The following is a 24,999-nucleotide window of genomic DNA, read 5'->3' as shown; positions in this document are numbered from 1 at the left end:
GCAGTGGATTCAGGCCGGGTAGAACTGCGCCGCCCATTCGCGCAGGGCCCGGAAGCCGTCGAATTCCTTACGGGTCAACGCGGGAGGATCGGAATAGCGCTGATGCGCCCAGATGTGGATGTCGGCTTCGAACTGCCCGATGACGAAGTCCGCCATCGTCTTTCCGTACCTGGTCATCTCCGGGCCGTCGTCGCCGGGTTTGCGTCCGATCCACACCGTGAAGCGGACGTCGGAGGTGGATTCGTCGACGGGTGTGACCGCGGGCATCGTGCGGTTGTCGATCATTCCCCAGCTCTTGGTGATCGAGCAGCCCAAGCCGGCATTGATCGATTCCACCCCGCTGGCGATCTGGCCCTCGGCCACGTTCTCGTCGAACGAGACGGTGAAGTCGACGTAGGAGACGGGTCCGGAGAAGTCGTGGCGGGTGAATTCGGGGACGAAGGGTGTCTTGTGGACGAACTTGAAATGGGCGAAATCGACCCCGTTTTCGAGCGTGTACTGCGGATGTAGTTCCAGCCCTTGTCGGTACAACGTCGCCGCGGGCACCGGTGGGTAGTAGTCGGCGGCGGTCTTGCCGTCCCCGAACGCCTCGAACATGTCCGGGACCTCGAAGTAGGGCTCGCGCCCTTCGGTGTCGTACCAGATCCATACTGCTTCGTTCCGCTCGACGACGGGATAGCTGCGGATCCGGCGACCTTTGTTCGGGCGGCTTTCGTAGGGGATGCAGACGTTGCGGCCCGCCCGGTCCCATTCCCACCCGTGGAACGGGCACACGAGATTCTCGCCCTCGACGTGGCCTCCGTAGCCGAGGTGGGCGCCGAGATGCTCGCAGTAGGCGTCGAAGACCGCGATCTGCCCGGAAGCCGATCGCCACGCCACCATGTCGCGGCCGAAGTACTTCATCCTGTGAACGGCGCCGGTTCCGATCTCGGCGCTCCAGGCCACTTGGAACCAGCCTGTCGGCTCCATGCACAAGGGTGGCTTCGCCAACTCGGTCCTCCAGCACTCGAAACGAAACGGTGGACGGGACATCGGAAGATCTGTGATCTCCACCACAGGCCGTGAGCGATCGTAGAACCGTGTTCGAAAATATGCAAGAGGGTTCTGTGAAAGTGGTCCCGCTGGTCAGCGCTGTAGACTCGCCGTTCGTGGTGGAGGCGGCGGTGAGCGGGCGACGTGCGAACAAGCGCGGCATCGAGACGCGGGACAGCATGATCAAGGCAGCCATCGCTTCCTTGGCCACAGGCGATCCCGCGGCCGTGTCCGGCAACCGGATCGCCCGGGACATCGGCGCGACCTGGGGGGTGGTGAAGTATCAATTCGGGGATATCGACGGCTTGTGGGCCGCCGTTCTCCGCTACACCGCCGATAAGCGCGGCGATCTGCCGGCGGGAATCAAGCCGGACGGCACGCTGCACGAACGGGTGACCGCTCTGATCGAGGCCATGGCGGTGGGCTTGCGTACGCCGGAATCACTGGCGATCGAAACTCTCCGTGCTGCGCTACCGCGTGACCATGCGGAACTCGAGCGGGACTACCCGCGTACCGCAGCGGAACTTGCTTCATGGAAACCCAACTGGGACAAGGCTGTCGAGCGATCCTTCGCCGACCTCGGCCTCGATCCCATCAAGCTGAGGCAGGTGGCGGCGCTCATTCCGGCAGCGATGCGCGGAATCACCTCGGAGCGGACCTTGGGTACCTACGGGAATCTCGACGATGCCCTTGCCGGGCTGATCGGCGGGATAGTCGCGTATCTCCAGGCGTGACGTGACCCACCGCAACCCACGACATCCGACCTTCCATCCCGAGGTGAATACATGACTCGCTCGACCGACCTGACCGCGACCGAGATCACGCAGAACATCGTTCGCGGGACCGCCGAACTCGAGCGCACCGAACACGGCCTCCTCCCACATCGGCTGCCCGCCTGGGCCCGCCGTCAGTGCGACGACCCGCAGCTGCTCATGGCCGAATCCCAGCCGTCCGGTGTGCGGCTGGTCTTCCGTACCCGCGCGACCGTCGTCGAGCTGGACACACTTCCCACAAGGCGGACGTACATCGGAGCGCCGCCACGTCCGACCGGCGTCTACGACCTGATCGTCGACGGACGACTCGCCGGACAGGCCGGTGCGGAAGGCGGAAACGTCATCCTCGTCGACCTGGCGACCGGCAGCGTCGAACACCGCCCGGGGAACGTCGGTACCGTGCGTTTCGCCGACCTGCCCGCCGCGCCGAAGACGGTCGAGATCTGGTTGCCGCACAACGAAAACACCGAACTGGTCGCGCTGCGCACCGACGCACCCGTCGAGCCGGTGGAGGACGCGGGTCGCCCGGTGTGGCTGCATCACGGCAGCTCGATCAGCCACGGGTCCAACGCCGCAACTCCCTCCGGAATCTGGCCTGCGCTCGCCGCCGCGCGCGGGGGAGTGGAACTGATCAACGTCGGGCTCGCCGGCAGCGCCCTGCTCGACCCGTTCACCGCGCGCACGATGCGTGACACCCCGGCGGACCTGATCAGCGTCAAGATCGGCATCAACGTCGTCAACTCCGACGTGATGCGCCGCCGCGCGTTCGGTCCGGCCGTGCACGGCTTCCTCGACACCATCCGGGACGGGCACCCGACCGCACCGCTGCTCGTCGTCTCGCCGATCCACTGCCCGATCCACGAGGACACTCCCGGGCCCGGAGCATTCGACACCGCGGCCCTCGCCGCCGGGACGCTCGCGTTCGTCGCGACAGGGGATCCGGCCGAGCGTGCAGCCGGGAAGCTGACGCTCACGACGATCCGCGAGGATCTGGCGCGCATCGTCGCGCAGCGTGCAGAGGACGACCCGAACCTCTACTACATGGACGGGACCGATCTCTACGGGGAAGCCGACCATGCGGTGCTGCCGCTGCCGGACCGGCTGCACCCCGACGCCGAAACACACCGGCTCATCGCGGAACGGTTCGCCGAGCGTGCCTTCGCGGGCGGCGGGGTATTCGCGTAACGGGGCAACTCTCCGGGTTGCGTCGACCGCGTCAGTCCGCGACGAGCCGCGCCGCACCGTATAGGCCGGTACCGCGCTCACGTTGCCGGCCGACGACGTAGCGGCCCGGTGCGATGCCCGTGGCGCCGTGCTCGGGGTGGATGAGGTACGCGACACCGGTCACCTCGACGATCCCGAGCGCGAGACCCCGCGGGTCGGCAACCGGCGCGGTCCACGTGCACGCGCCCTCGTCCGCGACGAGCGAATGCGGATTGCCTCCGGCGGCGCTGCGCAGCAACTCGATCCCGGACGCGGGAACCGGAACGGTACGGGTCCACGGTTGGCGTGTCACCACGCCGGCGAGCATCGTGTGCGGGACGACGATGAGATCGCCCTGGGCCTGCGGTCCGTCGACGACCGGCACGGACACCTCGCGATCGAGGTAGTCGAACACATCGATGCCGCTCCAGGCGGTGATATCGGACAGGGTTCGAAAAGCATTCATGGGAATCACCTCGGGGAGTTCAGGTCCGGCGCACGAGCCGGGAATAGTCGGAGCCGCTGATGCCATAGGTCCATCCGGCGGCGTCGAGGGCGGACGGAGCCCACGCGGGGACGGGTAGTCCGTAGCGGCGACGGGTGCCGTCGCGTTCGAGAGATCCGTTGACGGCGAGCAGGATCCGCCCCGGAGAGCCCCAGCCGCCGGGACTGTCGTACAACTCGAGCAGGCAGCCGGGATTACCGGGATCCTCGGTGCGGTCGACGAGGGTGAGCGCTGCCTTCTCGATGTAGGTGTCCCACCCGATGCGCTCGATCGCGCACCGCCGGATCTCGACGTTGCGTTCGCGTCCGATGCGCTCGGCGGTCGGATCGAGCACCACCCAGTCCGGGACGATGGTGCCGTGATGGACGAAAGACCGTGTTCCATCGGGATATTCGAGTGCTGCCCGGTTCGGGTGGTGGAGGCGTCGTTCGCCCTCGGCGCCGCCGGGTGACGGCTCGGTGTGCAGTTCGCAGGGGCGTTCGGCCATCACGCACACCCGCTCGAACGCCCACCACCATCCGGTGGCGCCGACCAGTGCGACCTGTGCGTCGAGAAGCTCTCTGTCGAGTGCTCCGAAACCGACGAGACCGCATCGCCGGATCGTGTCGTAGTATCCGACCCGGTGCGCTTCCTGCTGCCCGTACCAGCTCACGGTGCCGACAGGTCGGGGAAGTGTTCGCCGGATCGAGGTGGCCACCGCGTCGAAAAGGGTGGTACGCAACGAGTTCCAGACCATCCTCCGGATGAGCTGCTCCGGATTCGGAGACGTCCCGAACCGCGACGACGGATAGCGCCGCCGGATCCGCTCGTCCATCCGACTGCGCGTGGCCGACAACAGCGACGCGATCCGCACGGACGGATGGGTGTCGTCGAGCGCCGAGAACGGTCCCGGGATCGATTGATGCGCAATGAATGTCGATGCAGCTGCGGGTGACGGCACCCACACGAATTCGGGTGGATCGAAACCGGAACGCCGATAGAGTTCCGCAACTGCGTTTTCCGCGACAGAACGATCGGCGGGTCGAGTGCTCAGTCCGTGCGCGAGCCACTGATCGCGCAGTTCTCGGACGGCGGCGATCATGCGATGGGGGCGGAGGCCGCCTTTCCTGTTGTCATGGTTGTCGAGGATGGCACGAAATCACCGGTGGCGCAAGAATCATGCGGGGATCGGCGCGACGGTGGTGATCTCGCCGGCGAGGATCCGCTGCCGATTCTCGGCGAGTCGACGCTCGCCCAGGCGCTGCAACCAGCGCTTCCCGGCCGGTACGCGACCGATCACATGGTGCTTGGCCACATTCACCGCGATTCGGGCAGCCGGGTACCACGGCGGACGAATCGGCACGTTCAGCGCCCGGACCGCGGCGGGACCGAGCAGGGTGGTCGCGAGGGAGAGCCCGCGCTCGTACTCGTAGCGTCGGCGCAGCTGGCCGAACCCGCTTTCGCTGGAGGTGAGAGGCAGATCGACCAGCGACTTCGCGAGCAGGAGGCTGTGCTCGTCCGCGGCCGGTGACGCCGAGCCGATGTGATACATCATCCGCAGTCCCTTGCGCAGGTCGAACTGCAGCCAGTGCTCGTCGACACCCATCAGCCAGCCGACGTAACACCACAGGTGCAGGACGGCCTCGGCCTCCCGGCGGGTATAGCGCACACCGAGTACGCGCGTGTGGAGCAGGAACGTGATGGAGAACAGGCCCAGGGTGCCGGCCTGGTCGAACTGATTGATGGGGAGACCGCGTTCGGCCGTGTCCCAATCCGTTTCGTGTTCGTGGTGGTAGTTCACGAAGGCGTGCATGAGCCGGACGTGGACGGACAGGATGAACCCGTCGCCGAAGCGCTCGAGCCCGCCCTCCTCGGTGCAGCCGTACCACCACGCACCGGTCTCGGCGATGCGCCGAAGGGTCCGGTCGCCGGTGAGCTTGCCCGAGCCGGTGAGGATCGGCAGCGGTCCGGAATTGTTGTACCCGCCCAGCAGGGAACCGTAGGCGAGGACGTCTGCGGCGTCGGTGCCGACACGGCGCAGGGTCCGGGCGCCGAGGGCGATCTTGTCGCGGTCGACCCAGTCCGGTGTGTCCTCGAGGAGTGCGAAGTAGTCGCGCAGGGGCTGCGGGGCGTCGGGCACGGAGTCGATGCCGTGGTGGAGCGCCTGCCGGAACTGGGCCATCGTGACGGTGCGGTCCTCCCGCATCGCGCGGACCAGTGCCGCGCTCGGTTCGTCCCGCTCGAGCAGTGCCCGTCGGAGTCGGTCGGCCTCCTCGGGGTCGGCATCGGGATTCGGCCACGCGAACGGGCGCAGGGGCGCGGTGACGCGCGCGGTGCGCTCACGGTCGCGCATGTAGCGGGTCGGTGCGTATGCCGGGATCGTCACGACACCACCTTCCGACTGACAACTCCCATTGTCAATACTGATCGATCCAGAAGATGCGGTCCTCGACTGTGGGGTGTCCGTCGAACGGGCGATATGCAGCGTGTGGCGACGCTGGAAACATCGGGCCGAAATCTCACCTGCGAATGTACGGAGGCCACGTGTCAGGGAAATCGATCCGACCGAACTTCAGGGCGCGCAGCGTGATTGCTGTTGCCGGAACTGCGGTTGCCGTGGTCGTCGCGGGACCGGCGGTCGCGTCCGCGGCGCCGCTCACGGGAAGCGCCGGCAGCAGCGAGCTCGGCGACGGCATCATCGACTTCGGCAGCAGTGTCGTGAACTTCGGCAGCAGTGTCATCGACTTCGGCAGCAGCATCCTGGGCAGTAGCCCGGGTGGGGGTGGCATCGTGCCGCAGACGCAGCAGTGCAACGAGTCGACCCGGTCGGGCGGTGCGGGAGTCACCGAGACGATCCACCAGATCGGCCGAACCGGTCCGACCGCATTCGTTCTCGAGCACGAGACCTTGAACATCCCGGACCTGATCGAGGTGTTCTACGAGGGTGCACGGGTCCACAGCACCGGCTTCATCGGCGACAACCTCAACGAGGGGACCGGCTCCGTGCTCGTCACTATCCCCGCCGGCGCTGCGACGTCGGTGGTGGTGCGTGTAACCGGTCCCGCCGATACCGCCTGGGACTACACCGTCCACTGCCCGGGCTCCTGATCGACGCTCCCGTAAGGCCTGCGACTCGGTGAACGACTTCCTGCATCTGCCCTGCAACATCTTGTGATGCGCATTTCGGCCGTCCTAAGATTGTCCTTGCCGCCGCTGGGTGTAATGGGTAATACATCAACTGGTGTGAACGGAATTCGTATTCGGGTGTCGCGCATCCGTTCACACCAGCGTGCCGATCTCGATGCCCCGGATCGGTGGCCATTTTTCCGGAATACACGTCTACGTCGGTTGAACTGCGCAGCAGGGGGCAGTCCGGTTCCGGCGGTCGATCGCGGCCGTGTCCCAGCAGCATTCGCGTGACTTTCGACCGACGACGGTGCATTCCGTGACTCCTCGAGGGAGCGCTCGGCCATGTCCCCAATCGTCCCCACCCCGACAGCTCGCCTTTCGATGCGAATTGCTGTGGTCGCATGCGCCGCCTTCGGCGCTTTCGGCCTCCTCGGAGCCACCGTCGCGCAGGCGATTCCCACACCGACTCTGCCACCGACCGGCGGTAACGCCGAGTGGCAGTCTCTCGCGCAGAATTGCTACACGGGCGCGATGAGATCATGTGACTCTCTTGCCGATCAGACCAAGTTCTCGAACGCGCCCGAAGCGCTCGCATACAACGACTACGGATTCTCCTGCGGGGGACGGGTCTACTACGACCCGAACGGTGTGTACATGAGTTGCTACGAGCAGTTCGGATGACGGCTCGGCGGGTTGCCGGCAGGGGTGTTCACCGTGCCGTCGGAATGCCGTGCGAACCGCCCGGTTTCGCGATCGTGTACGACGTCCACGCGATCCCACGGCCATCCACCGAACTCGGTGCGGCGATAGTCGTCGTACGCCTGCTGGAGTTCGGCGGTCGTGTTCATCACGAACGGACCGTGCTGGGCGACGGGTTCGCCGATCGGAACCCCCTGCAGCAGGAGGATCTTCGCGGGTTCGTCGCCGGTCTCCACCACGGTCGCCCGGAGGACGGACTGGGCGAAGCCGTCACCCGCGGTCACGTCGAAGCCTTCGACGACCGCACGTGAGGCGTCGCCGTAGACGTAGAGCACCCGGCGGGTGTCGGCGGTCGCGGGCGCCGGAAGTTCCACCCGCGCGTGCGGTTCCAGGTCGATCAGCCACACCGCGATGTCCGACCGCGGATCAGATGCCCACGAATTGACCGGCGGGGCAACGGGTTCGGCATCGCCGTAGCGTCCCGCGATCACCTTGATCGTGGCCGTGCCGCCGTCCGGGCCGCGGACCGCCACGACGGGGATGTCCTCGTTCCACTGCATCGTGAACTCGGGTGACGCGGCCTTGCCGGTGGCGGGCAGATTCAGCCAGATCTGGAACAGTTCGAACGGATTGTCGGCGTTCTGTTCGAGCAACGGGAACATCTCCGAATGCGAGACGCCGTTGCCCGCGGTCAGCCACTGCACGTCACCCTGCCCGTAGCGCGCGGTCGCGCCGGTAGAGTCGGCGTGGTCGACGTAGCCGCGTTCGACGATGGTGATCGTCTCGAAGCCACGGTGCGGATGCGCGGGAAAACCGGGCACCGTCCGTCCGTGATACATGCTCCAACCCGCTGGGTTGTCGAAGTCGCTGCCGAGATCGTGGCCGTCCACCGACGCCGGGCCGAGGTTCGCGGTTCCGGCAGGGTAGCGGTCGACGTGGTGCATCGCGAACAGGAAGGGATCGAGCGCCTGCCAGGGGCGGCCGAGGCGGAAGACGCTGCCGGTGTGGGAGCCGTGAGAGCGCTGCGTGGTCATGAGAACACTCCGTCCATGTGGTGCCGAGCTTGTGCCCACTACAACCGAACCGAAGGTACTTTCATTCCGAAAGTGGATTGTACTGCGGTTATAGTGGAGTCGTGGCCACAACGAGCGGCAAGGTCCCGCGATCGGACGCCGAATACGCTGCCGTCGCCGCAGCGGCGGCAGCGGCCGTCGCGAGTCGTCCGGGTGGGGCCCGCAGCCTGACCGTCGACGACGTGCTGTGCGGCGAGTCGTCGGTTCGGTCGGCGCTGGACACCATCGGGGGAGCGTGGTCGATCCTGGTCTTGACCGCATTGCGCAGCGGACCGTGCCGATACAGCGAGATCAAACGTGCCGTCCGCGGAATCAGCGATCGCCGGTTGTCGGGCACGCTGCGGGACTTCGTACGCGACGGGCTGACGGAACGGCGGGTGCTGAGCACCATCCCGTCCCACGTGGAGTACGAACTCACTCCGCTGGGGCGGGAGGTGAGCGACTCGGTGAGCACCTTCGTCGTCGACATCATGCGGCTCGCGCCGCGGGTCGCGGCGGCGCGCGCAAAGTCCTGAGTGTCGCCTGGTCTCACGTCGCCGTGATCGTGCCGCCGTGGTTGTCTGGTCGGCGTGACGACGAAGTGGGTGCGGCCGGCGATCGGGGTTCTCGCGTGGATCGCGACGGCGATCGGAGCGATCGGGGTGGCCCTGCATCTCAGTCCGTCGTCGGCGCGTGTGCTCGTGCTCGCCGCATCGGGGGCGCCGTACCTGATGGCCGGCGCGGTCGTCGGGGCGGTCGCCTTCGTGGCACTCCGGCGCCGGATCGGCGGGGCGGTCGCGGGGCTCGTGGTGGCCGGTGCGGTCGTGACCCAGGCGCCACTGCACGTCGGGAGCGCGGCCGCGGTCGACGGCGTCGACGTGCAGGTGATGCAGACGAACATTCTCTTCGGGGGAGCCGACGCTGCCGCCGTGGTGGGTGAGGTCCGCGAGCGGAACGTCGGGATCCTCACGGTCGACGAGTTGTCGCCGGAGGCCGTCGACGCGTTGAGCCGGGAAGGTCTCGACGAGCTGCTGCCGCACCGGTACGTCTCGCCCGCCGTCGGTGCGAACGGAACCGGGATCTGGAGTGCCTACCCGCTGTCAGGCACCGTCGAATACGACGGGTTCGTGATGAGCCAGCTCTCGGCGACCGCCGAAGTTCCCGGTGTCGGACCGGTCGCGGTGTACGCCTTCCATCCCGTGCCGCCGGTCTTCGGTACCCGCGTGTGGGCCGACGAACTGTCCCGGCTGAAGGACATTCTCGAGCGAACCCCCGGGACGCTGCCGGCGATCGTGGGCGCCGACTTCAACGCCACCTTCGACCATGCGCAGTTCCGCGCGCTGCTGTCCGGACGTTTCGGTGATGCCGGCGAACAGGTGGGTGCCGGGAATCTGGTCACCTACCCGACCGACAAGCGGCTCCCACCCGTGGTCGGCATCGACCACATTCTCGTCGCGGGGGGACGGGCGACAGAGGTGACGGCCGTGGACATTCCGGGTGCGGACCACCGTGCGGTAGTAGCCCGGATCGTTCTGGATGCCGACCGGCCGTAGAACAGGCGACGCCGCCCAGGCCCCGGGTTCTCCATCTCGAACGAGACGGGAACCCGGGAACCGTGGCCGGCGTGTGGCTCAGAGGGACAGGATCGACGCCGCCGCCGTTCCCGGCGCGCCGTAGACCTGCGCGAGGCCGACCCGCGGGTTGTTCGGCACCTGACGGTCGCCGGCCTGTCCTCGCAACTGCAGCACGAGCTCGTGGACCTGGCGGATACCGGACGCACCGATCGGTTCGCCGTTGGCGATGAGACCTCCGTCGGTGTTCACGGGCATCGACCCGCCGATCTCGGTGGCACCCTCGGCGAGCAGCTTCTCCTGGTCACCGTCCGCGCACAGTCCCGTCTCGGCCATGTGGATGACCTCGGCGCCGGCATCGGTGTCCTGGAGCTGCGCGACGTCGACGTCCTCGGGGCCGATGCCGGCGGCCTCGTACGCAGCCTTCGCCGCGTACACGGTCGGGGAGACGTCCTCCTCGAGAGCGGCCCAGGTCGCGTGCACTTCGTAGGCACCGTACGTGCGGGTGCGAATGGCGGTGGAGCGCAGGAACACCGGCTTGTTCGAGGTGTACTTCGAGACCAGGTCGCCGCGGCACATGATGACCGCAGCTGCACCCTCGTCGGGAGCGCAGAACATCTTGGCGGTCAGCGGGTAGTTCAGCATCGGCGACTCGAGAATCTCCTCGAGGCTGAACTCGGTGCGGCGGAAGGCCTTCGGATTGAGGCCACCGTTGCGGTAGTTCTTCGCCGCGACCCGGGCCAGCGTCTCGTGCGAGATGTTGTGGTCGATGCAGTACCGGTTGGCCTTCATGCCGAAGAACTTGGTGGTGACGAACTGGCCGTTCTCGGCATACCAGGCGGGCAGGCCGAGCATCGCGGGATCGGCGGTGAACGCGCCGCGCGGATGCTTGTCGGTGCCGACGGCGATGCCGATGTCGTACTTGCCGGAGCGGATACCGTCGGCGGTCTGCTCGATCGCGCTGGCCGACGTGGCGCAGGCGTTGAATACGTTGGTGAAGGGGATGCCGGTCAGGCCCACCAGCCGCGTCACCGAGTCGGTGTTGTCGACCTCGTAGCTGCCGCCGATGCCGAACTGGATGTCCTTCCACGCGACACCCGAATCCTCGAGTGCGAGTTGGATTGCGTCGGCCGCCATCTCGATGGCCGACTTGGTGCCGAATCTGCCGAACGGGTGAAGGCCCACACCGATGATGGCAACGTCGTTCATAGTTTCAGGGACTCCTCGATCAGGTGTGTACGGATCAGATCGGCGCGAACGCCCACGTGACGATCTCGGTTCCGTCCTCGTCGGTGTAGAACGGAACGAACGTGAGCTCGAGCTCCATGCCGGGCTGCAGCTTGGCCGGGTCGGTCTCGGTCACTCGCGCCTCGACGCGCACGACATCGCCGAGCTGGATCAGTCCGAAGACGAACGGCTTGAAGGTGGCCGCGGTTTCGTTGCCCGCGTAGGGCTGCTTCGGGACGAATCCCTGCGTCGTCCAGGCCACCAGCGTGCCGCGCCGGGGGAGCAGCAGATCCGAGATGTTCGCGCCGCTGCAGCGCGGGCAACGCGGCTGCCGCGGCCACGTCGTCGCGGAGCAGTCGTCGCAACGGCTGCCGATGAGCTGCGGATCCTCCGCAGGCCAGGTCGAAACGTCGGGCGCGAGCGCCTTCGTTGTCATGAGCACGTCCTCCGTTGTCCGGTGCCGTCGCGACCGCTTGTCGTCGCATTCCGGCATGCTGCTCACGTTAGACGGAAATGACGTTCTCTACAACGAGAGCGCTGTATTCACACGGTCGCGCCAGTCGGAGGAGTCGTCGGCCGGGGATGACGGCCGGGGATGACGGCCGGTCGGTCGCGGGACTCGAGAGGAGGAGACTCGAGGAATCAGTAGCGCATGCGGCGCCGCCGCGGGGCCCGCTTGCGCCGCTTGTGTCGCGGCTGATCGTCACGGAGTCGCGACTCGGCCACGCGCTTCGGCCGCGCTCCGGAGGTGTAGTAGCTCTCGAGCACGGCGTTCATGTCGGCGATCGCTTGTTCCCTCGCGCGACGGTCCTCGATCCGCAACAACTTCTCGCGCAGATCCACGGCGAAGGCGGCGTATTCGTTCTGCCAGTCCCGGCCGGTCATGTCCGCGCGCGGCTCGGCGGTGCCGAGCGGTTCGGCCGGTCCGCCGGCGTGCAGGCGGTACCGCGCTCCGAGGTCCGGGGCGACCACGGTGAGTGTCGGATCGAGTTCCTGTGCGGCGCCGGCGAGAGCTGCGAGCCCATCGGGTTCGCCGTGGTCGAGGAACACCGCTCCGGAGACGGGTGTGCGGTCACGCAGCCACTCGATCAACTCGTCGTGGTCGGCGTGCGCGGAGTAGGTGTCGATACGCCGGATCTGTGCCCGCACGTCGACGTCGGACCCGGAGATGCGCACGCGCTCGGCGCCGTCCAGGATGATGCGGCCGAGCGAGCCCTGCGCCTGGTAGCCGACGAACAGCACCGTCGAGTCGTGGCGACAGAGATTGTTGCGGAGATGGTGGCGGATCCGTCCCGCCTCGCACATGCCGGACGCGGCGATGATGATCGCACTCGAGAAGGTGTCGATGCGCATCGACTCCTCGGCATCCTGCGTGTACTCGAAAGCGGGGTGGCGGAAGATGTTTCGGCCGTCGAGATCCTCGAGTTCCCCGGCGTACCGGGCGAAGACGTCGGTGGCACGAATCGCCAGCGGTGAATCGACGAACACCGGTACCTGGGCGATGCGGTTCTCGTCGACGAGGTGGGCGATGTCGAGGAGCAGTTCCTGGGTCCGTTCGAGAGCGAACGAGGGAATCACCAGATTGCCACCGCGGCCGAGGGCACGATTGATCTCGTCCTCGAGTACCGCCCGGCGTTCCGCGATGGTGCACCGCGGTCGTGTCCGACCTCCGTACGTCGACTCGCACACCACGTAGTCCAGATGTGACGGTCCCTCCGGATCGGCCTGGAACGCTTTGTGTTCGGGTCCGAGATCCCCCGAGAAGAGCATCCGCACACCGCCCACCTCGAGCTCGACGGACGCCGAACCCAGGATGTGGCCTGCGTTCCACAGGCGGGCGCGGAATCCGGGAACCGGTTCGAACCACTGGTCGAGCGGCACCGGCCGGGTGTGGCGCCAGGCTTCGAGCGCGTCGGCCTCGGTGTATATCGGTGCGAACGGCTTGTGGCCGGCGCGGTCTCGTCGCCGGTTCCGGCGTTCGGCCTCGAATTCCTGGATGCGGCCGGCGTCGGCGAGCATGAACTCGAGCAGGTCGGCGGTTGCGGCCGTGCAATGGATCGGGCCTGCGAAACCTTTGGCCACCAGTTTCGGTAGGAGCCCGCAGTGGTCGATGTGGGCGTGCGTGAGGATGACGGCGTCGACCGAATCCGGATCGAACGGGAACTCCGCGAGGTTGAGTCTCTCGAGGCTCCGGGAGCCCTGGAACAGACCGCAGTCGACGAGGATCCGTCGGCTGTCGAAGGTGACTTCCATGCACGAACCGGTCACGGTCCGGGCGGCACCGTGGAAGGTGATCTCCGGAAATTCTGTCACGGGTTCCTCCACCGCCTGGGCTGCGCGAGGCATCGCGAGTGGATCCACGCTATCCGATGCGACTCGACCCGGTGGTGATGGCCTTCGACACCTCGCGACCGTTCAGTGAGAACCTGTTCCAATTCCAGCCGAATGTGGTTATCGTCACGTGCGGAAGTTCGAATGTGATGGAGGGTGATGTCAGATGAAGACCAAGGGTGCGCTGCTCTGGGGGATCAACGAGCCGTGGTCGGTCGAGGAGATCGAGCTCGGCGATCCCGTTGCGGGCGAAGTGCAGATCCGCATGGAAGCGGCCGGCATGTGCCACTCCGACCATCACATCGTCACCGGTGCCACGCCGATGCCCAGCTACCCTGCGATGGGTGGACACGAGGGTTCCGGTGTCATCACCAAGGTGGGTGAGGGCGTCGTCGGACTCGAGGTCGGCGACCACGTCGTGCTCTCGTTCATTCCGTCGTGTGGGCGGTGCCCGTCGTGTGCGACCGGGCACTCCAACCTGTGCGACCTCGGCGCCGGCCTGCTCAGCGGCCAGGCGATCTCCGACGGCACCTACCGCATCCGGGCCCGCGGGGAGAACGTCATCCCCATGTGCCTGCTCGGTACGTTCTCGCCCTACATGACCGTCAACCAGACCCAGGTCGTCAAGATCGACAAGGACATCCCGTTCGAGCTGGCCGCGCTGGTCGGTTGCGGCGTGCCCACCGGTTGGGGTTCGGCCACCCACATCGCCGACGTCGAGCCCGGCGACTCGATCGCGGTCATCGGCATCGGTGGTGTCGGCATGAGCGCGCTGCAGGGTGCGGTCGCGTCGGGTGCCCGCCACGTCTTCGCCATCGATCCGGTGCCGTGGAAGCGGGAGCAGGCCCTGAAGTTCGGTGCCACGCACGCCTACGCCTCCATCGAAGAAGCCATCGTCCCGATCATGGAGATCACCTGGGGCAAGATGTGCCAGAAGACGATCATCACCGTCGGTGAGATGAAGGGCGAGCTGGTCGACCCCGCGCTGACCATCACGGCCAAGGGTGGTCGGTGCGTCGTCACCGCGATGGGCTTCATGTCCGACATGGACGTCAAGCTGAACTCGTTCCTGTTCGCGATGCTGCAGAAGGAGCTCAAGGGCAACATCTTCGGCGGCTGCAACGTTCGCGTCGACATCCCGAACCTGCTGGATCTCTACAAGTCCGGGCAGCTCAACCTCGCGGACATGGTCACCCGCACCTACAGCCTCGAGGAGATCAACGAGGGCTACCAGGACATGCTCGACGGAAAGAACATCCGCGGCGTCATCCGCTACACCGAAGCAGACTGGTGACAACCGGACTCGCGCCGGTCTTCTAGTCTGGACCGGTGCGCACTCTGGAGCTCGTTTCCCAATGGCCGGTCGACCACGCCGCCGCCGCAGTTCTGACCCGCGGCGGCGTGGTCGGCACCGTCGGTGAGACCGCCGAGGTGTATCCGCTGGCGTCGGTCACCAAGCCGCTCGTTGCGTACGCGGTGCTCGTCGCCGTCGAGGAAGGGGCGATCGAACTCGACCAGCCGGCGGGCCCTCCCGGATCCACGGTCCGTCATCTGCTGGCCCACGCCTCCGGTCTCGCATTCGGGGAGCAGAAGGTCCAGGCCGAACCCGGCCGCAAGCGCATCTACTCGAGCGCCGGATTCGAGGTGCTCGCCGATCTGATCGCCGACGAGACCGGAATCGCGTTTCCGGACTACCTGACCGAGGCCGTGTTCGAACCGCTGGGCATGCGCGAATCCACGCTGCCCGGGCCCGCGGGGCACGGCGGTCACTCGTCGGTCGCCGACCTGTCCCTGTTCGCCGCCGAACTGCTCGCCCCCACACTGATCTCGGAGGAGACGTTCGCGGCCGCGACCTCCGTCCAATTCCCCGGGCTCGACGGTCTCGTGCCCGGTTACGGCATGCACAAGCCCAACGATTGGGGCCTCGGATTCGAGATCAGGGGGCACAAGAGCCCGCATTGGACCGGATCGGCCAACTCGCCTCGCACTTTCGGACATTTCGGGCAGTCCGGCACGTTCCTCTGGGTCGATCCCGAACCGGGCATCGCGTCCGTCGTACTGACGAACCGCGCCTTCGGAGACTGGGCGAAACCCCTGTGGCCCGCGTTTTCCGACGCTGTTTTGGGTGAGATCACAGAAACCTCTCCGGTTCGCTAGCGAAACATCGGTCACAGGGGCAAACTGTTTCGAGTGTCGCCGGGTGCGACCGCCGTGGACGACGGGCGTTGGGGAAGACGTTCTCGTCGAACACGGAGGTGTGTATGCGCGCGTCGAACCAGTTCGCGGATGCGACAACAGGAGTGGTCTACATCCACTCCTCGCCCGCTGCTGTGTGTCCACATATCGAGTGGGCGCTGGCTGCCACCCTCGACAGCCGGCCCGATCCGACGTGGATCGGCCAGCCCGCGGATCCGGGCCTGCTGCGCACCACCGTCAACTGGACCGGCCCGGTGGGCACCGCCGCGAGGATCGTCGACGCCCTGCGGGTGTGGCAGATGCTGCGTTTCGAAGTCACCGAGGATCCCAGCGAAGGTGTCGACGGCGAGCGCTACAGCTACGCTCCAGGCCTCGGATTGTGGCGCGGCAACACCTCGGCCAACGGGGATGTGGTAGTCGGTGAGGGCCGTCTGCGTGCCCTCCTGGCGTCGGGCAACCTGGCCGCCGAACTGCATCGGGCCCTCGGGACCGCGTGGGACGAAGTGCTCGAGCCGTACCGCAGCGGCGGCGACGGCGCCGAGGTCACCTGGCTGCGCCGCAACGTGGGCTGACCCGCTACGGTTCCGAGGATCGAACCTCCCCGAGACGAATACGCCGAAGCCCTTCCGGATCGCGGATCCGGAAGGGCTTCGGTCGTGTCTGCGTCCTACAGGGGAATGTTCTTGTGCTCCCCGCGCGCCGGAGCCGCGGCGGCGAGCGCCGCGGTGAGGGTGCTGCGGGTGGTGGCGGGATCGATCAGTTCGTCGACGACGCCGATGGACATGGCCCGCCCGACACCACCGGCGATCGCCTCGTGTTCGGCGGCGAGACGGTCGTGCAGCGCTTCGCGCTCCTCGTCCGGCGCGGCAGCGAGAGCGCGCTTGTGGAGGATGCCGACGGCGGCCTTGGCGCCCATCACGGCGACCTCGGCCTCGGGCCACGCGAACACGGCGGTCGCGCCGAGCGCACGCGAGTTCATCGCGATGTACGCGCCGCCGTAGATCTTCCGGGTCACCAGCGTCACCCGGGGCACGCGTGCTTCGGCGAAGGCGTGCAGCAGCTTCGCGCCGCGGCGCACGACGCCCTCCCATTCCTGGCCGACACCCGGCAGGTAGCCGGGGACATCGACGACGACGACGAGGGGCACACCGAACGCATTGCACATGCGCACGAACCGCGCGGCCTTCTCGGCGCTCTCCGAGTTGAGACATCCGCCGAGCCGTAGCGGGTTGTTGGCGATGACCCCGACCGTACGACCGCCGAGGCGGCCGAATCCGGTGACGATGCTGCGTGCCCAGTTGCCTTGCAGCTCTTCGAAACTCGATTCACCCTCGACGTTGTCGAGGAGTTCGTGGACGATCGGCCGCACGTCGTAGGCGCGCCGCGGAGATTCGGGGAGCAGCGCCCGCAGGTCGGTGTCGCCCCGAGCGGCGAGCTCGATGTCGAACTCACCCTGATCGGCGAGCATCGACACCAGGCGCCGCGCGCGGTGGAGCGCGTCCTCTTCGTCCTCGGCGGCGATGTGCGCGACACCGGACTTCTTGGTGTGCGTGTCCGGACCACCGAGCGATTCCATGTCGACCTGTTCACCGGTGACGCTGCGCACCACGTCGGGCCCGGTCACGAAGACGCGTGCTTCCGGCGCCATGATGACGATGTCGGTGAGGGCGGGGCCGTAGGCGGCGCCCCCGGCGGCGAAACCGAGGACGACGGAGATCTGGGGGACCCGGCCGGACGCGCGGACCATGGCCTCGAACACGAGGCCGACGGCGTGCAGGGCCTCGACTCCCTCGGCGAGGCGCGCGCCCCCGGAGTGCCAGAGGCCGACGACGGGCAGGTCGCGTTCGATGGCGGTGTCGATCGCGGCGACGATGTGCTTGCAGCCCTCGACACCCATGGCGCCACCCATGACGGTGGCGTCGGAGCAGTAGGCGACGGTGCGGATGCCGTCGATGTAGCCGATCGCGGCGAGGACGCCCGACTTGTCACGCGGATGCAGCGTTTCGGTGGTGCCGGCGTCGAACAGATTCTCGAGCCGCGCGAGCGGGTCTCGAGGGTCCACCGCGGTGTTCCGAGTGTCGGCAGGATCCAGGATGGTCATCGGTGCTCCTCGGGAAGGCGGGGTGGTGGGGTGTTCGTGGTGGAGGTGCCGAAAGGGGATGGGACCTCCACCACGAACATCGAGCGGGCGTCGGTCGGGTCAGGCCCGGCCGAACGCGAGCGCCACGTTGTGCCCACCGAATCCGAACGAGTTGTTCAGCGCGAAATCGAAGTTGCCGTAGCGCGGTTCGCCCTTGACCACGTCGAGATCGATTTCTGGATCCTGATTCTCGAGGTTGAGCGTGGGCGGAATGACTCCGTCCCGCAGGCTCAGGACCGTCAGTACTGCCTCGAGGGCACCGACCGCGCCGATCGAATGTCCGAGCGCGGACTTCGGTGCGTAGATCGCGGCGTGCTTGCCCACGGCCGCACCGATGGCCTTCGCTTCGGCGATGTCACCGATCGGGGTGGCCGTTGCGTGTGCGTTGACATGGGCGATGTCGGACTTGGTGAGTCCGGCGGTCTGGATCGCCCGGGTCATGGCACGGGCAGCACCCGTTCCCTCGGGATCGGGGGCCACGATGTGGTACCCGTCCGAGGTGATTCCTGCGCCGAGGACGCGGGCGTGGATCGTCGCGCCGCGGGCCTTGGCGTGTTCCTCCGATTCGAGGACGAGCATGGCGCCCGCCTCGCCGAAGACGAAACCGTCGCGGTCCTTGTCGAAGGGGCGGGACGCACCCTTCGGGTCGTCGTTGCGGGTGCTCAGCGCGCGCATCATCGCGAAGCTGGCGGTGGCAACCGCATCGAGCTGACCCTCGACACCACCCGTGACGATGATGTCGGCGTCACCGAGCGCGATCATCCGGTACGCGTGGGCGATCGCTTCGGAGCCCGACGAGCACGCCGAGACCGGCGTGATGACCCCGGCGCGGGCGCCGAGTTCGAGGCCGACGGTGGCCGACGGGCCGTTCGGCATGACCATCTGCACCGCGAACGGCGACACCTTGCGGTATCCGCCTGCGCGCAGCTTGTCGACGGCGTCGATGAGGGTTTCCCCACCGCCGAGACCGGTACCGATGACGACACCGAGCCGCTCGTGGTCGACCTCCGGGCTGCCGGCGTTCGTCCACACCGTGCGCGCGAGGGTCAGCGCGAGCCGCTCGACGTAGCTCATGCGGCGGATCTCGACGCGGGAGAGTCCTTCGTCGGGGCTGACCTTCAGGGTTCCGCCGATGCGGACCGGGAGGTCGAACTCTTCGACGAATCCGCCGGTGAGTGTGCCGATGCCGCTTTCCCCGGCGAGGAGTCCCTTCCACGTGGCATCCACATCACCGGCGATCGACGTCGTGGCCGCAAGGCTGGTGACGACGACGTTGCGCAACGTAGGAGAGGCGGAAGTCACGGTCGGGCTCACTCGTTGTCGTTCGAGATCTGAACGCCCTCGGCCTCGAGCTTCTGGATGTAGGCGACGATGTCACCCACGGTGCGGAGGTTCGCGAGGTCCTCGTCCGGAACCTTGACGCCGTACTTGTCCTCGGTCTGGACGGCGATCTCGACCATGGAGAGGGAGTCGATGTCGAGATCGTCGACGAAGGACTTCTCGATGGTCACCTCGGAGGGCTCAATACCGGTGACCTCTTCGATGATCTCCGCGAGACCGGCGATGATTTCTTCCTGGCTGGTGGCCACGTCGTGGCTCCCTTCGTGTGTTTCAGTGATGGGGTCTGAACTTCCGGCCGGATGTTTCCGGCCGGGCCCGGGTGCCCGGATCGGGCGTACCCGTGTTGCTGCGCGATGCGCGCGCAGCAAACTAACCGAGTCCGGGCAATTCGGCCAGTGCCGTGAAATCGTCCGCGGACTTGAGCGCCAGGGTGGGGGTGCCGCGCATCTCGCGCTTGGCAATACCCACCAGGGTGCCCGCCGGGGGGAGTTCCACGACGGCCGAGACCTGGGCGGCGCGCAGATGCGCGGTGCACAGGTCCCACCGCACAGGCCGGGTCACCTGTGCGGCCAGCTTGGAGAGTGCGTCCGCTCCGGACGCAACGGGTGTGCCGTCGAAGTTGGACAGCAGGGTGCGGGTCGGTTCGCTGGGAGCGATCTTCGCCGCGGCGTCGGCGACCGCCTCCTGGGCGGGCGCCATGAATCGGGTGTGGAAGGCGCCGGCGACCGGCAGCTGCCGGATCCGTGCCTTCTCGGGCGGGTTCGCGGCCAGTTCCTCGAGCGCCGAGATGCGGCCGGCGGCGACGATCTGTCCGGCGGCGTTCACGTTGGCCGGGGCCAGGTCCAGCTCGGCGAGCCGGGCGAGGACCTCGTCCTCCGCGCCACCGAGGACCGCGGACATGCCGGTCGGCTCGACGGCGCAGGCCTGGGCCATTTCGGCGCCGCGGATCGCGGCGAGCGAGACGGCTTCGTCGGCGGTGATGACGCCGGCGATCGCGGCCGCAGCGAGTTCACCGACCGAGTGCCCTGCGACGACCGCGTCGGCGGGGATGAGGCCGCGGGCGTCGAGTTCCTCGAAGGCGAGCAGCGCCGTGGCGACGACGAGGGGCTGGGTGACCGCCGTGTCGGTGATCTCCTCGGCGGTGGCGGTGGTGCCGAGACGTTCGAGGTCGAGCCCGGCAGCCTTCGACCAGACCTGGATGCGATCGCGGGCGCCGGGCTGCTCCAACCAAGGGGCGAGCATGCCGGGTGTCTGGGACCCCTGACCGGGGGCGAGCAGCGAAATCACGAAGATCAGGGAACACCCTGCAAAGGCCTCCTCGAGATGTCGGCTGGAATGAAGTCTCGAGCAGGGATTTGTAGGGTTTCCACAAAAGCCCATGTCGACCGTGACTATCGATCGATCGGCTGTGTGTGTTACGTGCCCGAATCGCGAAATGTGAATCGTGTGACCGGTGGTGACTGAGTTCGGAGTTTGTTATGGCTTCGAGCCAAACGACCCACTGTTGCGGCGATTCGGAGAACGTATGCATCACGGGGATTCGTGGGGTCCCGGCCGGTCACTTCTGTGATTCGCTTCAACCGATACCGGACAGTATTTGGATGAACAAACAGCTTTCGTGCGCAGGTCTCGACAGCACCCCCACTGTCGAGATATGCGTCGAGCGTGTTCGACAGCGCCGGACCGGCCGCCGCCAGGGGCCCGACGATGTAGTCCTCGAGCGCCTCGATCGCCGCCGCGTCGCCCAGCAGGGCACGCTCGGGCAGCAACTCCGCCGCGTGCACCGGGCGTGGAGCGCCGGGCCATCCCGCCACCGCCTCCATCGCGGCCATCGCCTCGACCGCCGAGACGTGCGCCGATCCCAGCGTCGGGGTGGTCGGACCGATGACGACCGCGTCGTCCGAGAACGCGCGCATCAATTCGTCACGGAACGCCGCCGCCTCCGGCGTGCCGTGCAGGATCCCGCTGACCACCATCACGAGCCGCTCACCCTGCACGACCGCCAGGGCCGCGCGACCGTGCTGCTGCGCGATGGTGTGCACCGTCGTCACCACCGACACGTTCTCGTCCGGCGGGGGAGTTCCCACGATCACCGTCGCGGGGGCGGTCGCGTCCCAGTTCAGGGTCGCCGCGCGCGACTGCATGTCCGCACCGGTGTCGCCGCGCACCACGGCGTCGACGACCAGCGCCTCGAGCCGGGTGTCCCACGCGCCGCGCGATTCGGCGGCACTCGCGTACACCGACGCGGCCGCGAACCCCAGCTCGCGGCCGTACCGCAGGATCGCCTCGGTCAGGGCCACGAGCTGCTGCTCGTTGCGGGCGAGCGCCGGCAGCCACTGCTCGAAGAACTCCATCGCGGCCCGCACCATGTCGACGGTCTGCCGCAACGTCAGCCGCCGCGCCAGGTCCTGCGGGATCACCTGGTAGGCGTCGGTGCTGAACCGGATGTCGCTCTCCGGGTCGCGCACCCACTCGATGAAATCGACGACCGACGACTGGATGACCAGCTGCACCGTCGCCCGCTGCGAGGCGTCGAGGTCGGCGAAGAACGGCAGCTGTTCCTGCATCACGTGCACGGCCTCGGTGGAGAGCCGGCCGGAGAACTGCTTGACGCGCCGCAGCAGCGCGTCGGGCAACGGGGCGCGTTCCGGACGCGCGGGCGGCACCGGGCGCCCCGTGGGAGCGCCCGGTGCACGTGTCAACCGCGGTGACGCGGAATCCTCGACCATGCGACGAAACTACGCCCGCGGCCGATCGCCCGTTGCGGGACGGGCCGGATCAGGCCACGCCCGGATCCGACGTCTGCTCCGGCGCGGCCGTGACGTCGTCGATCCTGTACTTCGCGGCGGCCTCGACGGCCCGGGCCCGATCGACGGCACCCTCGCGGCCGAGCGCGGCGAGCACCGCGACGACGGTCGATTCGGCGTCGATGTTGAACACGCGGCGCGCGGCGGGACGGGTGTCGGAGAATCCGAAGCCGTCGGCGCCGAGCACCGTGTAGTCACCGGGCACCCACTGCCGGATCTGGTCCGGGACCGCCCGCATCCAGTCGGACACCGCGACGAACGGGCCGGCCGCGTCGGACAGCACCCGCGCGACGTAGGGGACCGGAGCGTCCGCGCCCGGATCGAGCAGCGCCTTGCGGTCGCACTCGATGCCGTCGCGACGTAGCTCGCCCCACGACGTCACCGACCACACGTCCGCGGACACGCCCCACTCCTCGGCGAGCATCTCCTGGGCGCGCAGCGCCTCCGGCATGATCACACCCGACGCGAGGATCTGCGCCTTCGGGCCGGACGCCGCACCGGTCCGGTACAGGTACATGCCCTTGAGCAGCCCGTCGACGTCGAGGTTGGCGGGCTCGGCCGGCTGCACGTACGGCTCGTTGTAGAGGGTGATGTAGTAGAAGACGTCCTCGCCGCCGAACCCGTCGACGCCGGGGGTTCCGCCGTACATGCGGCGCAGACCGTCGCGCACGATGTGGGCGATCTCGTAGGAGAACGCCGGATCGTAGGTGACCGCCGCCGGGTTGGTGGACGCGAGCAGCAGCGAGTGGCCGTCGGCGTGCTGCAGACCCTCACCGGTCAGCGTCGTCCGGCCGGCGGTCGCGCCGAGCACGAAGCCGCGGGCCATCTGGTCGGCCGCGGCCCAGAGGCCGTCGCCGGTGCGCTGGAACCCGAACATCGAGTAGAAGATGTACACCGGGATCATCGGTTCGCCGTGGGTGGCGTACGACGTGCCCACCGCGGTGAACGAGGCGGTCGAGCCGGCCTCGTTGATGCCCTCGTGCAGGATCTGGCCGACCGCGCTCTCCTTGTAGGCGAGCATGAGTTCGGCATCCACCGACGTGTACAGCTGGCCGTTGCGGTTGTAGATCTTCAGCGACGGGAACCACGAGTCCATACCGAACGTGCGGGCCTCGTCGGGGATGATCGGCACGATGCGCGGACCGATCTCCTTGTCGCGCAACAGTTCCTTGAGCACGCGCACGAGCGCCATGGTGGTGGCGACCTGCTGCTTGCCCGAGCCCTTGCGCACCACGTCGTAGGTCTTGGCCTCGGGTAGCTTCAGCGGTGCCGCGGTGGTGCGGCGCTCGGGCAGGAACCCGCCCAGCTGACGGCGCCGGTCCAGCATGTACTGGATCTCGGGGGACTCGAAGCCGGGGTGGTAGTACGGCGGCATCTTCGGGTTCGCCTCGAGTTCGGCGTCCGAGATCGGGATGCGCTGCAGGTCCCGGAAGTACTTGAGGTCCTCGAGCGTCAGCTTCTTCATCTGGTGCGTGGCGTTGCGGCCCTCGAAGTGCTTGCCGAGGGTGTAGCCCTTGATGGTGTGCGCGAGGATCACCGTCGGCTGACCCTTGTGCTCCATCGCCATCTTGTAGGCGGCGTAGATCTTGCGGTAGTCGTGGCCGCCGCGCTTGAGGTTCCAGATCTCCTGGTCCGTCAGGTCCTTGACCAGCTCCTTCGTGCGCGGGTCGCGGCCGAAGAAGTGCTCACGGACGAAGGCGCCGTCGTTGGCCTTGTACGTCTGGTAGTCGCCGTCCGGGGTGACGTTCATCAGGTTGACCAGCGCGCCGTCCTTGTCGGCGTGGAGCAGTGCGTCCCACTCGCGACCCCACACGACCTTGATGACGTTCCAGCCGGCGCCGCGGAAGAACGACTCCAGCTCCTGGATGATCTTGCCGTTGCCGCGCACCGGGCCGTCCAGGCGCTGCAGGTTGCAGTTGACGACGAAGGTCAGGTTGTCCAGGCCCTCGGTCGCGGCGACGTGCGCGAGGCCGCGCGATTCCGGCTCGTCCATCTCGCCGTCGCCGAGGAACGCCCACACGTGCTGGTCGGAGGTGTCCTTGATACCGCGGTCGTGCAGGTAGTGGTTGAACCGCGCCTGGTAGATCGCGTTCATCGGGCCGAGGCCCATCGACACCGTCGGGAACTCCCAGAACTCCGGGAACAGCCGCGGGTGCGGGTACGACGGCAGGCCGCCGCCCAGCGACGCGTGGCTGTGTTCCTGGCGGAATCCGTCCATCCGCTCCGTGGAAATGCGGCCCTCGAGGAAGGCGCGGGCGTAGATGCCGGGGGAGGCGTGGCCCTGGATGAACACCTGGTCGCCGCCGCCCGGATGGTCCTTGCCGCGGAAGAAGTGGTTGAAACCGACCTCGTAGAGCGCGGCGGAGGACGCGTAGGTGGAGATGTGACCGCCGACGCCGATGCCCGGCCGCTGCGCGCGGGTGACCATGATCGCGGCGTTCCAGCGGATGTATGCGCGGAAACGGCGCTCGACTTCTTCGTCACCGGGGAACCACGGTTCGCTCTCGGTGGGAATGGTGTTGACGTAGTCGGTGGAGGTCAGCGCGGGGATCGATACGTGGCGCTCACCGGCGCGCTCGAGCATGCGCAGCATCAGGTAGCGGGCGCGGCTGGGGCCGGCGGCGTCGAGCATGCCGTCGAACGATTCGAGCCACTCGGCGGTCTCGGCCGGATCGATATCCGGGAGGTAGGAGGCCACACCCTCGCGAATGACGCGAACGCGGCTCTCGGTGGCCGGCCCTGTCGAACTCGGCGAGGGCCCCGATCCCTCGGCACCCGGTGTGTCGGCGCCGTCGAGGGATTGAGGTCCGTGGATCAGGTCTGTCAACGTCTGCTCCTCATCGTGGTGGGGCGCGCAGGTGTGGCGCCCACTCCGTTGATCGGCTCTTGTGGGAGCCGACTCATCGACATCTGAACATGATGCACCCCTCATCTTCCCCTATTCGGGCGCGCGGGGCAGCGGCCGGTGGGCCTATTCCTCCCAGGGCGGACGAGAAGGGCGAATCACCCGAACC

Annotated in this window: 23 protein-coding genes; 9 read left to right on the top strand and 14 right to left on the bottom strand. The window is 67.5% G+C overall.

Features of this window, described 5'->3' with window-relative positions:
* Positions 1 to 9 precede the first annotated feature (9 nt).
* The gene (locus tag ACWDTS_RS21110) at positions 10 to 990 is read right to left on the bottom strand and encodes a Rieske 2Fe-2S domain-containing protein (RefSeq protein WP_450118959.1); all 981 of its coding nucleotides are present in this window, start codon (positions 988 to 990) and stop codon (positions 10 to 12) included.
* A gap of 221 nt (positions 991 to 1,211) precedes the next feature.
* On the opposite strand from ACWDTS_RS21110, the gene ACWDTS_RS21105 reads away from it, so the two are divergent.
* The gene (locus ACWDTS_RS21105; RefSeq protein ID WP_450108148.1) at positions 1,212 to 1,766 is read left to right on the top strand and encodes a TetR/AcrR family transcriptional regulator; all 555 of its coding nucleotides are present in this window, start codon (positions 1,212 to 1,214) and stop codon (positions 1,764 to 1,766) included.
* Between the two features lie 51 nt (positions 1,767 to 1,817).
* A complete protein-coding gene (locus tag ACWDTS_RS21100) occupies positions 1,818 to 2,990 on the top strand; it encodes a GDSL-type esterase/lipase family protein (RefSeq protein WP_450108079.1) in 1,173 nt (390 codons plus the stop codon).
* A 31-nt stretch (positions 2,991 to 3,021) separates the two neighbouring features.
* On the opposite strand, the gene ACWDTS_RS21095 is transcribed toward ACWDTS_RS21100, so the two are convergent.
* The 3 genes from ACWDTS_RS21095 to ACWDTS_RS21085 form a co-directional block, all read right to left on the bottom strand.
* On the bottom strand, positions 3,022 to 3,474 hold the full coding sequence (locus tag ACWDTS_RS21095; protein WP_450108080.1) for a hypothetical protein: 453 nt from the start codon (positions 3,472 to 3,474) through the stop codon (positions 3,022 to 3,024).
* Between the two features lie 19 nt (positions 3,475 to 3,493).
* Complete coding sequence (locus ACWDTS_RS21090) at positions 3,494 to 4,594, bottom strand: DUF6745 domain-containing protein (RefSeq protein ID WP_450118958.1); 1,101 nt, start codon at positions 4,592 to 4,594, stop codon at positions 3,494 to 3,496.
* A gap of 75 nt (positions 4,595 to 4,669) precedes the next feature.
* Entirely contained in the window at positions 4,670 to 5,878 is a 1,209-nt protein-coding gene (locus tag ACWDTS_RS21085) for an oxygenase MpaB family protein (RefSeq protein ID WP_450118957.1), read from the bottom strand.
* 200 nt (positions 5,879 to 6,078) lie between these two features.
* Here ACWDTS_RS21085 and ACWDTS_RS21080 point away from each other — a divergent pair, with 200 nt between their 5' ends.
* Both ACWDTS_RS21080 and ACWDTS_RS21075 read left to right on the top strand, forming a co-directional pair.
* On the top strand, positions 6,079 to 6,600 hold the full coding sequence (locus ACWDTS_RS21080; RefSeq protein WP_450108083.1) for a hypothetical protein: 522 nt from the start codon (positions 6,079 to 6,081) through the stop codon (positions 6,598 to 6,600).
* A 552-nt stretch (positions 6,601 to 7,152) separates the two neighbouring features.
* A complete protein-coding gene (locus ACWDTS_RS21075; protein WP_231611779.1) occupies positions 7,153 to 7,302 on the top strand; it encodes a hypothetical protein in 150 nt (49 codons plus the stop codon).
* On the opposite strand, the gene ACWDTS_RS21070 is transcribed toward ACWDTS_RS21075, so the two are convergent.
* Positions 7,284 to 8,354, bottom strand: a complete 1,071-nt coding sequence (locus ACWDTS_RS21070; protein WP_450108084.1) for a pirin family protein — start codon at positions 8,352 to 8,354, stop codon at positions 7,284 to 7,286. The genes ACWDTS_RS21075 and ACWDTS_RS21070 overlap by 19 nt on opposite strands.
* Positions 8,355 to 8,455: 101 nt before the next feature.
* On the opposite strand from ACWDTS_RS21070, the gene ACWDTS_RS21065 reads away from it, so the two are divergent.
* Both ACWDTS_RS21065 and ACWDTS_RS21060 read left to right on the top strand, forming a co-directional pair.
* Positions 8,456 to 8,908 (top strand): winged helix-turn-helix transcriptional regulator, encoded by a 453-nt coding sequence (locus ACWDTS_RS21065; protein WP_248675876.1) that lies wholly within the window; start codon positions 8,456 to 8,458, stop codon positions 8,906 to 8,908.
* Positions 8,909 to 8,962: 54 nt separating this feature from the next.
* Positions 8,963 to 9,925: an endonuclease/exonuclease/phosphatase family protein gene (locus ACWDTS_RS21060; protein WP_450108085.1), complete on the top strand. Its 963-nt coding sequence runs from the start codon at positions 8,963 to 8,965 to the stop codon at positions 9,923 to 9,925.
* Positions 9,926 to 10,003: 78 nt separating this feature from the next.
* On the opposite strand, the gene ACWDTS_RS21055 is transcribed toward ACWDTS_RS21060, so the two are convergent.
* The 3 genes from ACWDTS_RS21055 to ACWDTS_RS21045 all read right to left on the bottom strand — a co-directional run bounded on the left by ACWDTS_RS21055 (position 10,004) and on the right by ACWDTS_RS21045 (position 13,483).
* Positions 10,004 to 11,152 (bottom strand): thiolase family protein, encoded by a 1,149-nt coding sequence (locus ACWDTS_RS21055; protein ID WP_197257834.1) that lies wholly within the window; start codon positions 11,150 to 11,152, stop codon positions 10,004 to 10,006.
* 34 nt (positions 11,153 to 11,186) lie between these two features.
* Positions 11,187 to 11,606 carry a Zn-ribbon domain-containing OB-fold protein gene (locus tag ACWDTS_RS21050; protein ID WP_197257832.1) on the bottom strand — a complete coding sequence of 140 codons (420 nt, stop codon included), beginning with the start codon at positions 11,604 to 11,606 and terminating at the stop codon, positions 11,187 to 11,189.
* Between the two features lie 206 nt (positions 11,607 to 11,812).
* Positions 11,813 to 13,483 (bottom strand): MBL fold metallo-hydrolase, encoded by a 1,671-nt coding sequence (locus ACWDTS_RS21045; RefSeq protein WP_248675874.1) that lies wholly within the window; start codon positions 13,481 to 13,483, stop codon positions 11,813 to 11,815.
* 184 nt (positions 13,484 to 13,667) lie between these two features.
* On the opposite strand from ACWDTS_RS21045, the gene ACWDTS_RS21040 reads away from it, so the two are divergent.
* The 3 genes from ACWDTS_RS21040 to ACWDTS_RS21030 all read left to right on the top strand — a co-directional run bounded on the left by ACWDTS_RS21040 (position 13,668) and on the right by ACWDTS_RS21030 (position 16,269).
* Positions 13,668 to 14,795, top strand: coding sequence for an NDMA-dependent alcohol dehydrogenase (locus tag ACWDTS_RS21040; RefSeq protein ID WP_450118956.1), 1,128 nt, complete (start codon positions 13,668 to 13,670; stop codon positions 14,793 to 14,795).
* Positions 14,796 to 14,830: 35 nt separating this feature from the next.
* Positions 14,831 to 15,658 carry a serine hydrolase domain-containing protein gene (locus tag ACWDTS_RS21035; RefSeq protein WP_248675872.1) on the top strand — a complete coding sequence of 276 codons (828 nt, stop codon included), beginning with the start codon at positions 14,831 to 14,833 and terminating at the stop codon, positions 15,656 to 15,658.
* A 104-nt stretch (positions 15,659 to 15,762) separates the two neighbouring features.
* Complete coding sequence (locus ACWDTS_RS21030) at positions 15,763 to 16,269, top strand: DUF3145 domain-containing protein (protein WP_197257821.1); 507 nt, start codon at positions 15,763 to 15,765, stop codon at positions 16,267 to 16,269.
* A gap of 95 nt (positions 16,270 to 16,364) precedes the next feature.
* On the opposite strand, the gene ACWDTS_RS21025 is transcribed toward ACWDTS_RS21030, so the two are convergent.
* The 6 genes from ACWDTS_RS21025 to aceE all read right to left on the bottom strand — a co-directional run bounded on the left by ACWDTS_RS21025 (position 16,365) and on the right by aceE (position 24,812).
* Positions 16,365 to 17,798: an acyl-CoA carboxylase subunit beta gene (locus tag ACWDTS_RS21025; RefSeq protein WP_450118955.1), complete on the bottom strand. Its 1,434-nt coding sequence runs from the start codon at positions 17,796 to 17,798 to the stop codon at positions 16,365 to 16,367.
* Between the two features lie 99 nt (positions 17,799 to 17,897).
* Complete coding sequence (locus tag ACWDTS_RS21020) at positions 17,898 to 19,139, bottom strand: KasA/KasB family beta-ketoacyl-ACP synthase (protein WP_197257819.1); 1,242 nt, start codon at positions 19,137 to 19,139, stop codon at positions 17,898 to 17,900.
* A gap of 8 nt (positions 19,140 to 19,147) precedes the next feature.
* A complete protein-coding gene (acpM, locus tag ACWDTS_RS21015) occupies positions 19,148 to 19,426 on the bottom strand; it encodes a meromycolate extension acyl carrier protein AcpM (RefSeq protein WP_068162700.1) in 279 nt (92 codons plus the stop codon).
* Between the two features lie 121 nt (positions 19,427 to 19,547).
* A complete protein-coding gene (locus ACWDTS_RS21010; protein ID WP_450118954.1) occupies positions 19,548 to 20,465 on the bottom strand; it encodes an ACP S-malonyltransferase in 918 nt (305 codons plus the stop codon).
* 128 nt (positions 20,466 to 20,593) lie between these two features.
* Positions 20,594 to 21,907: a PucR family transcriptional regulator gene (locus ACWDTS_RS21005; protein ID WP_197257817.1), complete on the bottom strand. Its 1,314-nt coding sequence runs from the start codon at positions 21,905 to 21,907 to the stop codon at positions 20,594 to 20,596.
* A gap of 49 nt (positions 21,908 to 21,956) precedes the next feature.
* The gene (gene aceE, locus ACWDTS_RS21000) at positions 21,957 to 24,812 is read right to left on the bottom strand and encodes a pyruvate dehydrogenase (acetyl-transferring), homodimeric type (protein WP_450118953.1); all 2,856 of its coding nucleotides are present in this window, start codon (positions 24,810 to 24,812) and stop codon (positions 21,957 to 21,959) included.
* Positions 24,813 to 24,999: the final 187 nt, after the last annotated feature.

The sequence above is a fragment of the Rhodococcus sp. NPDC003383 genome (assembly GCF_053589115.1).
The sequence above is the reverse complement of the archived record's forward strand: the minus strand, read 5'-3'. Positions and strand labels throughout refer to the sequence as shown.